This is a genomic window from Frankia sp. CeRuru1 (assembly GCF_977966315.1).
Window position 1 is genome coordinate 1 of record NZ_CDWWEW010000153.1, and the last position, 11,227, is coordinate 11,227.

Consider the following 11,227-nt stretch of genomic DNA (forward strand, 5'->3'; position numbering starts at 1 on the left):
GCGGAACAGCGGGGAAGGTCAGAGCGGGGAAATCCCGATCGCGCGCCGGACCCCGGCGAGCACTGGCCGGGCCCGGTCGCGGGCCCGCTCGGCACCCGCCGCGAGGATGTCGTCCAGCTCGCTGTCCGGGGTGATGAGCTCGGTGTAGCGCTCCCGCAGCGGTGACAGCCAGTCGTTGAGTGTCTCGAACAGGGCGTTCTTCACCTCGCCCCATCCAGTGCCACCCTGCTCCAGACGGCTGCGCATCTCCTTGATTGCCTCGGGAGCCGCGAAGTTCTCGAGCAGGACGAAGGCCGCGGAACTGTCCGGGTCCTTCGGGTCCGCCAGCGGGGTGCTGTCGCTCACGATCCCACGGACGAGTTTCCGTAGCTGCTTCTCCGGCGCGAAGAGGGGAATGGTGTTCCGGTATGACTTGCTCATCTTGCGGCCGTCGATGCCGGGCAGTACCTTCGCCGAGCTCCCGGCCGGGAGGACCACCTCCGGGATCTTCAGGCTGAACACGTCGCCGAACAGATGGTTGAAGGAGCCGGCGATGTCGGCGGCGTATTCCACGTGCTGCGACTGGTCCTGACCGACGGGGACCACGTCGGCATTCATGATGAGAATGTCGACGGCCATCAGAATCGGATAGTTGAACAGGCCCATGTTGATGCCGGCGTCCAGATCGGGGACGCCGGCCTCGGCGTTGCGGTCACGGGCTGCCTTGTAGGCGTGGGCCCGGTTCATCAGACCCTTGCCGGTGACGCAGGACAGCACCCAGGCCAGCTCGAAGATCTCGGGGACGTCGGACTGGCGGTAGAAGATCGTGCTCGTCGGGTCGAGTCCGAGCACGAGCCACGTGGCCGCCACCGAGCGGGTGTAGCTCGCCAACTCCTCGCGACTACGCACGGATGTCAGGGCGTGGTAGTCGGCGACGAAATAGATCGACTCGTAGGTCGAGGTGAGCTCCAGCGACGGCCGGATCGCTCCGATGTAGTTGCCGAGGTGCGGCTCGCCCGTCGGCTTGATCCCGGTGAGAGACACCTTCGGCTGTTGCGCTGCCATGGCAGGGCAGTCTACGGACGCGGGGCAGCCGCCGGGACGCCCCAGGTCGTTCTTCGCGGCCGTTCGCCTGCCTGCGCCTGTCTCGGTGGCGGGGTGGGAGATCCGAGCCTCGGTCAGGCGTCTCCGCCGAACAGGCCGGTCACCGACCCGTCCTCGAACACGGCCTTGATGGCCGCGGCCAGCAGCGGGGCGATGGACAGTTCGGTGATCTTGTCGATGCGAGCCTCGCTGGGCAGGGGCAGCGTGTTCGTGAGGACGACCTCGCTGATCTCCGAGTTCTTCAGCCGGTCGGCGGCGGGGCCGGACAGTACGCCGTGGGTTGCCGCCGCGATGACGCCCGCCGCGCCGTGCTCCTTGAGTGACTCCGCGGCCTTCGTGATCGTGCCGGCAGTGTCGATCATGTCGTCGACGATGACGCAGGTCCGTCCGTGCACCTCGCCGACCACGTCGAACATCTTCACCTGGTTGGGAACGTCCGGGTCACGCCGCTTGTGGATGATGGCCAGCGGGCAGCCGAGCCGGTCGGTCCACCGCTCAGCCACGCGGACCCGGCCCGAGTCGGGGGCGACGACGGTCACCTCGGACGTGTCCAGCTTGGACTCGATGTAGTTGGTGAGCAGCGGCAACGCGAAGAGATGGTCCACCGGCCCGTCGAAGAAGCCCTGAATCTGGGCAGTGTGCAGGTCGACCGACATGAGCCGGTGCGCGCCGGCGGTCTTGAACAAATCGGCGACGAGGCGGGCCGAGATCGGCTCCCGGCCACGGTGCTTCTTGTCCTGGCGCGCATAGGGGTAGAAGGGCGCGACGACGGTGATCCGTTTGGCGCTGGCCCGCTTCAGCGCGTCCACCATGATCAGCTGTTCCATCAGCCAGGTGTTCACCGGGGCCGAATGGCACTGGAGCACGAAGGCGTCGCAGCCTCGAACCGATTCGGAGAAGCGGACGAAGATCTCGCCGCTGGCAAACTCGTAGGCATTGGTGGGGACGGGCTCGACGTCGAGCGCGGCCGCGACCTCCGCCGCGAGGCCCGGGTGCGAACGTCCCGCGAAGAGCATCAGATTGCGCCGGTTCTCGGTCTGGTAGGCCACCGCGTACTCCTCGGGCGTGACGGCGTGGTCGGGCTGGCGTGGTCGGGCTGGCGTGGGCAGCCCCCGGGCGGGTGACCCGTTCGGGGAACGGCCGTGAGGCCGCACGGTTCAACACTCGGGCCTACCCGGTCCCGCCCCTGTTTGCGCAGGCGGGACGGTACCCACGTGCCCGGATCGCCGCCCGCGACTCCGGCGAGGCCCGCCGGCCGCCGCCCGCGGACCCCGGGCCGCCGACCCGGGCGGGGCAGACCGGGCGGTGTGCATCCCCTCGCTGGCCAGAAGGTTCGGACGGACGTCTCTTTACATTCTGCTTCCCGGTTTTACGTTCTGCTCCCCGCGCTGGGAATACCGGCGATGCCGGCCTCGCCCTTGCCGGTAGGCGGCAACTCACTCCGGTGCGCCACGTCACCCTGATGAGCTGGGATCGGCACGGCGGCCTCGGCCGCGGACGGTTGTGGCATTTCATCGGGACGCTCGGAATCTCCGGCACCGCCGGGGGCCGGGACGCCGGCCGCGGCGGCCGCTCGTGCCGCCGGGCTGCCGGGACGGCGGCGGGAGACCCAGCCTTCGATGATCCGTTGCCGCCCCTCCCGGACCGCCAGCGCGCCCGGCGGAACGTCCTCCCGGATCACGGATCCGGCGCCGGTGTAGGCCCCGTCCCCGACCGTGACCGGAGCAACAAGCATGGTATCACTGCCGATCCGGACATCCGAGCCGATCATCGTGCGGTGCTTGGCCACCCCGTCGTAGTTCACGAAGACCGTCGTGCATCCGATGTTGCTGCGCTCGCCGACCACCGCGTCGCCGACATACGCCAGGTGCGGGACCTTCGTCTGGTTCCCGAGATCGGCCGACTTCGTCTCGACGAAGGAGCCGATCTTGCCTTCGCAGCCTAGCCGGGTGCCCGACCGGAGATGGCTGTAAGGCCCGACCACGGCCCCGGCGCCGATCTCGGCCCGCTCGGCTGTGGTCCGCAGGACGGTCGCGCCCGCGCCCACTGCCGTGTCCGTCAGGGTGCACTCGGGGCCGATGACGGCGCCGCGAGCGACGTGCGTCCGGCCGTGCAGGAAGGTGTTGGGGGCGAGCGTCGTGTCCGGTTCGAGGATGACGTCGGCGTCGATCCAGGTGGTCTGCGGGTCGACGACGGTGGTGCCGGCGCGCATCGCCGCCTCGACAATCCGGTCCCGCAGCACCCGTCCGGCGGCGGCGAGCTGGACGCGGTCGTTCACCCCACCGGCCTCGCCGGGATCGTCCACGACCCGCGCGGCCACCGGCCGCCCGGCGGCGACCAGCAGCCCGACGACGTCGGTGAGGTACTCCTCACCTTGAGCATTGTCCCTGGTCAGCCCTGCGAGTGCGGTCTGGAGTGGGCCCGCGGCGAACGCGTACACGCCGGTGTTGATCTCTCGGATCGTCGCGGTGGCGGCGTCGGCGTCGCGATGCTCGACGATGGCCCGGACCGCGCCGTCGCCGTCGCGCACCACCCGGCCGTAACCGGTGGCGTCGTCGACAACGGCCGACAGGACCGTTGCCGCGGCCGCCCGGGCATGGTGCTGGGCCACCAGGGCAGTGAGCGTCGCGCCGGTCAACAGCGGGGTGTCGCCGGGCAGCACGACCACCGTGCCGCTGGGCGCCAGCTCGCCGAACGCCGCCAAGGCCACCCGGACGGCATGGCCCGTGCCGTGCTGGCGGTCCTGGACGACCGGGACGACCTCGGGAGCCTGCTCCGCCAGCATCGCCGCGACCTGTTCGCGGCCGTGGCCCACGACGACCGCGGTCCGCGCCGCCGCGAGGGCTCCGGCCGCGCTTAGCACGTGGTGGAGAAGGGAGCGCCCGGCGATGTGGTGCAGCACCTTCGGTGTCGTCGAGCGCATGCGCTTGCCCTCGCCCGCTGCCAGGATGATGACGGCCGCCGGACGTGATGATGTCACGCGATCTCCCGAGTCTTCGGACCTGGACAGCGGTGGGGCGACGGCGCCCACACTACCCGTCGACCGGAAGGCGCCGGCAGATGCCACGGCCATCCCGGGAACACGCCGGCCCCGGATTGGGAAATGATGTGTGCCTGTCTGCCGCCGTGGTGATGGTGTGGCGGTGCTTCCGGAATATTCTTTTCGATGGTATTACTGATGGTGTCCGGTAGCTCCGTGCCTGGTAATGCTCCGGGCCCGGTAATGCTCCGCCGCCACGACTCGAACGTGGACTAAGAGAACCAAAATCTCCTGTGCTGCCGATTACACTACGGCGGACCGCGAGAAAACATGCCAACTCTACCATCGTGGGGTGGCTCGGATGGTAAAAGCCGGGCCGCCGCCGGCTACCCTGCCCGCCGGCCGGCGCGGGCGGGCGTCCCGGACCGGGTTTGGTTGGCCGCCGTTCATCTCTTCGTCGCCAGACTGCCACTGGCTGTCATCTAATAACATCAAATTTTATTAGATGTCGCTATTCGTCATCGGCTTGTCATCGACCTGCCGGTGACCGTGGTGCGCGGCGGTGCCGATCGATCCGGGTCGGGTCGGCGACCGATGGTTTGTTTGCGTGGCGGACGTAGAGGCGGGGGGACGTTGTCATGTCGGCGGGCTACCGTGGCGGATGGAGCGCCGGCACAGTGGGCCAGCCGCGACGGACGGAACGAGGCGATGACCGCTACCGACACGGTGACACCGAGCGACAATCGGGCACCGCGGGACGACCGCGAACCCACCACGGGCCCGGTTCCCCGCCGGGCTGATCCCGCGAACAGCCGCGGCAACGCCTCGCGGCCCCGTTCGATGACGAAGGCCCGCGTCGAGCAGGTCGTGATGGTGGTGACGATCGTGGTGCCGCTGGTCTCCCTGGCGGTCGCGATCCCGGCGATGTGGGGGCGGTGGATCTCCTGGCGGGACGTCGTCCTCGCCGTGGTGTTCTACGGCATCACCGGCCATGGCGTGACGATCGGCTTCCACCGTTACTTCACCCACCGCGGCTTCCGGACGTCCAGGCCGGTGCGGATCGCGCTGGCGGTCGCCGGCAACATGGCGATCGAGGGCCCGGTTATCCGGTGGGTGGCCGACCACCGGCGTCATCACGCCTTCAGCGACACCGAGGGCGACCCGCACTCGCCATGGCGTTACGGTCCGGGGACGTGGTCGCTGATCAAGGGTCTCTGGCACGCCCACGTGGGTTGGCTGTTCGATGTCGAGCAGACCGACCAGCGTCGGTTCGCCCCGGACCTGCTCGACGATCCCGACATCATGAAGGTCAGCCGCTCGTTCGCGCTGTGCGCGTTCGCCAGCCTCGTGCTGCCCGCCATGATCGGCGGCCTGTGGGGGGGTTCATTCGCCGCGGCGCTGGAGGCGTTCTTCTGGGCCGGGCTGGTCCGTATCGCGCTGCTGCACCACGTCACGTGGTCGGTGAACAGCATCTGCCACGTCCTCGGCTCGCGTCCTTACCGGTCGCGGGACCGGTCGACCAACGTGTGGCCGCTGGCCCTGCTGTCGATGGGCGAGTCCTGGCATAACCTGCATCACGCCGAGCCGACCTCGGCCCGGCACGGGGTGCGGCCCTGGCAGATCGACACCAGCTTCTACCTGATCAAGCTGATGGAGACCGTCCACCTGGTGCGGGACGTCCGCTGGCCGGACCCGGTGCGTCTCGCGGCGAAACGCGCTACCGCCTGACCGGGCGGCGGGTGGCGGCGGCTTGTCAGCCACCCTCGATCTCGGCGGCGAGGGTGAGCCAGGCCTCCTCGGTGCTGTCCTTGTCCGCGACGACGGCGCGCAGCTCGGCGTCCAGCGTCAGCAGACGCCCATGATCCGTCGCGGCCTCGGCCAGCTCGTGATGCAGCTCCTGCTCGCGTCGGCTCAGCCGGTCCAGGGCGCGCTCGAGCCGGGTCAGCTCCTTGCGGGCGGCGCGCAGCTCGCTCCCGGACAGGGCGGGCGGCCCACCTGTCCGCCCAGCTTCGGCGACGGTGGTGCCCTGTCCGCCGGTGGCCTGCCCGCCCGCTCCGCCGCCGGAGGCCGACGAACCCCGGGATGACGGTGCCCGGGCCGCGGCCTCCTCCCGGGCGGCCGCGCGCCGGGCGAGGTACTCCTCGATGCCGCCGGGCAGCATGCGCAGGTGGCCGTCGCCGAGCAGCGCCAGCGTCACGTCGCAGGTGCGTTCGAGGAAATAGCGGTCGTGGCTGACCACGATCAGGCTGCCCGGCCACGAGTCGAGGAGGTCCTCGAGCGCGGTGAGGGTGTCGGTGTCGAGGTCGTTGGTCGGCTCGTCGAGGAGCAGCACGTTCGGTCTGGCCATCAGCAGGCGCAGCAGCTGCAGCCGGCGGCGTTCGCCGCCGGAGAGCTCCCCGACCCGCGTCCACTGCCGCGACGACGGGAGGCCGAACTGCTCGAGTAACTGGCCGGCGGTCCGTTCCTGGCCTTTCTCGACCTCCAGGACCCGCCCGACCTGTTCGACGGCCTCCAGTGCCCGCAGCGGCGCCGGTAGTTCGGCGATTTCCTGGGACAGCAGGGCCGGTCGCACGCTGGCCCCCACCCGGACCCGGCCGGCGTCCGGCGTCACCGCACCCAGCAGCACGCGCAGCAGGGTGGTCTTGCCGGCTCCGTTGACACCGACCAGCCCGATCCGGTCCCCCGGTCCGACCAGCCAGGTGACGTCGTCGAACAACGTCCGGTCCCCGATCCGGACCGTGACATGCTCGGCGTCGTAGACGTCTTTGCCCAGCCGGGATGCCGCGAAGCTGCGCAGCGCCATGGTGTCCCGGGGCGGCGGCTCGTCGGCGATCAGCGCATTGGCCGCGTCGATGCGGAAGCGCGGCTTACTGGTCCGGGCGGGCGGGCCGCGGCGTAGCCAGGCGAGTTCCTTACGCAGCAGGTTCTGGCGCCTGGCCTCGGTGGCGTCGGCCCGCCGGGTGCGTTCGGCCCGTGCGAGCACGTACGCGGAATAGCCGCCCTCGTACGCGTCGACGCGCCCGTCCACGACTTCCCAGACCCGTCCGCACACCTCGTCGAGGAACCAGCGGTCGTGGGTCGCGACGAGCAGTCCACCGCGGAAGCCGGCGAGATGCCGGGCGAGCCAGGCGACCCCCTCGACGTCCAGGTGGTTCGTCGGTTCGTCCAGGATCAGCAGGTCGGTGTCCTGGACGAGGAGCTGGGCCAGCGCCACCCGGCGGCGTTCCCCGCCCGACATCGGCCCGACCGGGTCGTCGAGCCGTTCGAGCAGCCCGAGCCCGGCGAGTATGCCCCGCTGCCGGGGATCCGCCGCCCACTCGTGCTCGGCGACGGTGCCCACGACAATCTCGCGCACGGTGCGCTCGGCGGGGAGCACGTCGGCCTGCGCCAGGGTGGCGACCCGGGTGGAACCGGCGGGCACGACCCGGCCGGCGTCCGGGGCCACCTCGCCGGCGATGATCCGCAGCAGGGTGGACTTCCCGGCCCCGTTGCGCCCGACGACCCCGATCCGTTCCCCGGCGCCGATCCCCAGGCTCACCCGGTCGAGCAGCGTCCGGGTGCCGAACGCGGCGTCGACGTTCTCGAGGCTGACCAGGACGGCGCTCACGGCGCTTCGCCTGCCCCCTCCACCATCCTGGCGCCGCTCGCCGGCCCGGAGGCCCGGCGTACCGCGCGGGCGACCCCCATCCCGGCGAGGCTTGCCGCGAGCGCGATGCTCTCCTGCGCTCCGGCCGCGAGGAAGGCGCAGGTCGGACCGGAGCCGCTCACGATCGCCCCGACGGCTCCCAGCTCCCGGCCCGCCTCCAGGACGCGGCGCAGGGACGGCCGAAGCCGCAGCGCCGCCGGCTGCAGGTCGTTGACCAGGGCGGCCCCGAGCTGACCGGGGTCGCCGGTGCGCAGCGCGGCGAGCACGTCGTCGGCGGGGGTCGGGCCGGTCCGCAGTTTGCCCTCGGTCAGCCGGTCGAACTCCTTGTAGACCGCGGGGGTGGACAGGCCGCCGTCGGCGAGCGCGAACACCCAGTAGTACTCGCCCGTCGCCAGGACGTCGGTGAGCTGCTCGCCGCGCCCGGTGCCGAGTGCGGTGCCGCCGGCCAGGGGGAACGGGACGTCGCTGCCGAGCTGGGCGGCGAGCCGGGTCAGGGTCGCCCGGTCCAGTCCGGTCTGCCACAGCGCGTCGCAGGCGACGAGCGCCGCCGCCGCGTCGGCGCTGCCCCCGGCCATCCCCGCGGCGACGGGGATGCCCTTCGCCAGGGTGAGATGAACACGTTCCGAGGTGATGCCCGCGGCCTCGGCAACCAGGTGAGCGGCCCGGACGGCGATGTTGTCCCGGCCAGTGGGGACGAGGGAGACCTCCGGCGTGGGCGTCGCCGGACCCAGCGACGCCGGGTCGGCGCCCTCCCCGGACACCTCGACGGTCACGACTACGTCCCCGCCGGACCGGCCGTCCCCGCCGCCGTCGCCGGTGGTCGATAGCCCCGAGCCGTGGAACTGCGGGGGATCGACCGACGTCGCCGAGACGTCGTCGAACAGCGAGACGGCCTGCAGCACTGTGATGACGTCGTGGTAGCCGTCCGGTCGGAGCGGTCCGACGCCGAGATGCAGGTTGACCTTGGCCGGGGCTCGCACGGTGACGGTAGCGGGGCCGGCTCCGGCGCTTCGGCGCGGACCCGGGTGGGATCGAGGCAGCGGATGCTCCTTCGCTCGGACGCACGCGCCCGCTGGGCGGCGTGGCGTTCGGTGGCGGCCGGCACCCAAACCTATCCGCCCGCGCCGGGAGCGGATGAGCGTCCGCCCGCGAAGGATCGCGAGGGGCGCAGCGAATCGGCCCCCGGCGACGCGGCGGGGACGATGCGCGCTTCCGTTCAGTAATCGTAGCTGTGCCGACGGGAACGGGTTGTTGTCCGACCGGAGAATTCGGGTATCCCTGATCGTGAACGACCGCACCGGAGAGCGCCCGGACGGATCGTCCCTCGACGTCCCGCTCCTGGTCGGACCTGACCCCTTCCACCGCTTTGGGCGCTCCGACGATGCCGGCCAGGAAGGAGCACCATGACCACCACAACCAGCGCGGCCGGGCCCGAGGCGAAGACCTCGGACGCAGGTGGTGCGCGTCGCACCACCGTGCCGGAGCGCAAGACGTCCACCGAGCTGGTGACCGGCCGGGGCCGGACGTCGATCGCGGACGCCGTCGTCCGCAAGATCGCCGGTGTCGCGGCACGCGAGGTCTCCGGGGTACACAGCCTGGGCTCGGGTGGGGCCCGCGCGATGGGTTCGTTCCGGGCCCGCATCCCCGGCGCTTCGGCCAGCGTCTCCCAGGGAGTCGCGGTGGAGGTCGGGGAACGGCAGGCCGCGATCGACCTCGACGTCGTCTGCGACTACGGGGTCTCCATCGTGGATCTGTCCCACTCGATCCGGCACAACGTCGTCACCTCCGTGGAGGGAATGACGGGCCTGGAGGTCACCGAGGTGAATATCGCGATCGACGACGTCTACATCGGCGAGGAGGAATCGGAAGAGTCGCGGCGGGTCGAATGAGTACGAACCCGACGGCGGCCGGGCCGGTGAGCGGGTTCGCCTGGGATCCGGATGCGGTGGCCCGGACCGTGCTGTCCTGTCCCGGTGTCGTCCGGCTCATCGGCGCGCCGGTCCGGCACGAGGATCGTCACCGCGTTCCGGACGGCGGGGCGGGTGCCGCGGCCGAGGTCGCGACCTACCTTCCGGGCCGCCGGGTGGAGGGGGTACGGGTACGGCCGGACGGGATCCTGGTGCAGATCGTGTGCCGGTACGGGGAACGGCTCGGTGAGCTCGCCGCCCGGGTGCGCGCCGCGGTGCTGGCGGCCGAACCCGGCTGTCCCCGGGTCGACGTCGTCATCCGTGATCTGGCGATTCCGGATCCGGACCTGTCGTGTCCGGAGGGGCCGGACGCGGCGGTGGTCGGTCCGGAGACGCTCCGTTCGGGGGTGCCGGATGCGGGGGCGGCGGAGATGGGGGCGTCGTGACCTCCGATCGGCGGCAGGAGTCATCCCGACGCCAGCTCGACGCCGCCCGACGCAGGGCCGAGATCCGCGCGTTCATCCGCACGCACCACCCGGATCGGGGAGGTGATCCACAGGTGTTCGCCGCCGGCCTGCGGGCCCTGCGATCCGCGCCGGACGGGCCGGCTGGGCCGGACGCGCCGGGTGTTCCGGGCGTCCGCCTCACCACCCATCACCGGCCCACCGCCGCGGGCATCCTGTTCGCCTGGGTTCGCGGTCGCGGGCGCCGGTGTCCCGACTCCGCGCGCCGGTGGTGGTCGTACCGCTGGGCGCGGTTCGGCCCCGGCCGTGGTCCTCGGGTGCGCTGAGGCGACACCGGGTCCGCGGGACCGTACCCCGGGCCCGGTTCCATGTGACGATCATGCGGGACGCCCCTCGATCTGCCGGTCCAGAGGGGCGGACCGGGTACCGCGGCCGCTGGATGGGCCGGGCTGGATGGGCCGGGAAAGGGGAAGAGCCACATGCGATCGAGCGCGCTTGGCCTGATCATCGGTCTGATCGCCGGACTCGCCCTCGCCTTCGGGGGCTTCGGCGAGTTTCTGATCGTGCTGGTCTTCGGTGCGATAGGGCTGGTTATCGGCAAGGTGGTGGATGGTGATCTCGATATCACCCGTTACGTGGGCGGTGACCGGCGTCGGGGGGGGCGGTGAACGAGAGGGAGCGTGTGCGACCGGGCCGTCCCGCGGGTAGGCGGTCGGGGGCCGGTTCCCTGCGGGTGGCGGACCGGGTTGTCGAGAAGATCGCGGCCATGGCGGCGGCGGACGTTGTCGGCGTTACCGGACCGCCACGCAGATTCCCGCGCCGTGGCGGCGCGCGGCGTCGTGGGCGTGCCGGGAGGCCACGGGTCTCGGCGAAGATGGAGGGAGCCACCGCCCGGCTGACGATGTCGTTCTCCGTGCGTTACCCGATCCCGGTCACGGAGACGGCCGAGCTGGTCCGTTGTGAGGTGCGGGACCGGGTCGCAGCGCTCACGGGTGTGCGCGTGGCACACCTGGACATCGAGATCCCGTCGCTGTCCTCCGATGGGTAGCGGCCATCTTCTGTCCCGCCGGTTCGCGTTCAGCGCACGGGTAACAGACCACGGGTAATAGGCAAGGCTGGGCTCGGTGAGGGGAGGGCGCCGTGTGGG

11 protein-coding genes and 1 tRNA gene are annotated in these 11,227 nt (G+C 71.3%); 6 read left to right on the forward strand and 6 right to left on the reverse strand.

What is annotated here, in order from left to right; all coding sequences use genetic code 11:
* Positions 1-18 precede the first annotated feature (18 nt).
* The 4 genes from AC08OP_RS12800 to AC08OP_RS12815 form a co-directional block, all read right to left on the reverse strand.
* Positions 19-1,044 (reverse strand): tryptophan--tRNA ligase, encoded by a 1,026-nt coding sequence (locus tag AC08OP_RS12800; protein WP_476614388.1) that lies wholly within the window; start codon positions 1,042-1,044, stop codon positions 19-21.
* Between the two features lie 113 nt (positions 1,045-1,157).
* Entirely contained in the window at positions 1,158-2,132 is a 975-nt protein-coding gene (locus tag AC08OP_RS12805; protein WP_462186364.1) for a ribose-phosphate diphosphokinase, read from the reverse strand.
* A gap of 320 nt (positions 2,133-2,452) precedes the next feature.
* A complete protein-coding gene (glmU, locus tag AC08OP_RS12810) occupies positions 2,453-4,063 on the reverse strand; it encodes a bifunctional UDP-N-acetylglucosamine diphosphorylase/glucosamine-1-phosphate N-acetyltransferase GlmU (RefSeq protein WP_476614389.1) in 1,611 nt (536 codons plus the stop codon).
* A 246-nt stretch (positions 4,064-4,309) separates the two neighbouring features.
* Positions 4,310-4,381 (reverse strand) — tRNA-Gln (locus tag AC08OP_RS12815).
* A gap of 390 nt (positions 4,382-4,771) precedes the next feature.
* On the opposite strand from AC08OP_RS12815, the gene AC08OP_RS12820 reads away from it, so the two are divergent.
* Positions 4,772-5,791, forward strand: a complete 1,020-nt coding sequence (locus AC08OP_RS12820) for an acyl-CoA desaturase (protein ID WP_476614390.1) — start codon at positions 4,772-4,774, stop codon at positions 5,789-5,791.
* A gap of 25 nt (positions 5,792-5,816) precedes the next feature.
* Here AC08OP_RS12820 and AC08OP_RS12825 read toward each other — a convergent pair whose 3' ends face one another.
* Both AC08OP_RS12825 and AC08OP_RS12830 read right to left on the reverse strand, forming a co-directional pair.
* Positions 5,817-7,670 carry an ABC-F family ATP-binding cassette domain-containing protein gene (locus AC08OP_RS12825; protein ID WP_476614391.1) on the reverse strand — a complete coding sequence of 618 codons (1,854 nt, stop codon included), beginning with the start codon at positions 7,668-7,670 and terminating at the stop codon, positions 5,817-5,819.
* A complete protein-coding gene (locus AC08OP_RS12830; protein WP_476614392.1) occupies positions 7,667-8,689 on the reverse strand; it encodes a 4-(cytidine 5'-diphospho)-2-C-methyl-D-erythritol kinase in 1,023 nt (340 codons plus the stop codon). Before AC08OP_RS12830 ends, AC08OP_RS12825 begins: the two co-directional genes overlap by 4 nt.
* Before the next feature lie 423 nt (positions 8,690-9,112).
* On the opposite strand from AC08OP_RS12830, the gene AC08OP_RS12835 reads away from it, so the two are divergent.
* The 5 genes from AC08OP_RS12835 (at position 9,113) to AC08OP_RS12855 (ending at position 11,128) form a co-directional block, all read left to right on the forward strand.
* Positions 9,113-9,598 carry an Asp23/Gls24 family envelope stress response protein gene (locus AC08OP_RS12835; RefSeq protein ID WP_462186369.1) on the forward strand — a complete coding sequence of 162 codons (486 nt, stop codon included), beginning with the start codon at positions 9,113-9,115 and terminating at the stop codon, positions 9,596-9,598.
* Positions 9,595-10,062: a hypothetical protein gene (locus AC08OP_RS12840; RefSeq protein ID WP_476614393.1), complete on the forward strand. Its 468-nt coding sequence runs from the start codon at positions 9,595-9,597 to the stop codon at positions 10,060-10,062. The genes AC08OP_RS12835 and AC08OP_RS12840 overlap by 4 nt, the downstream gene beginning before the upstream one ends.
* Positions 10,059-10,406, forward strand: a complete 348-nt coding sequence (locus AC08OP_RS12845; protein WP_476614394.1) for a GTP-binding protein — start codon at positions 10,059-10,061, stop codon at positions 10,404-10,406. The genes AC08OP_RS12840 and AC08OP_RS12845 overlap by 4 nt, the downstream gene beginning before the upstream one ends.
* Before the next feature lie 153 nt (positions 10,407-10,559).
* The gene (locus AC08OP_RS12850) at positions 10,560-10,748 is read left to right on the forward strand and encodes a DUF2273 domain-containing protein (protein WP_476614395.1); all 189 of its coding nucleotides are present in this window, start codon (positions 10,560-10,562) and stop codon (positions 10,746-10,748) included.
* Between the two features lie 65 nt (positions 10,749-10,813).
* On the forward strand, positions 10,814-11,128 hold the full coding sequence (locus AC08OP_RS12855; RefSeq protein WP_476593133.1) for an Asp23/Gls24 family envelope stress response protein: 315 nt from the start codon (positions 10,814-10,816) through the stop codon (positions 11,126-11,128).
* The last annotated feature ends 99 nt before the right edge of the window (positions 11,129-11,227 follow it).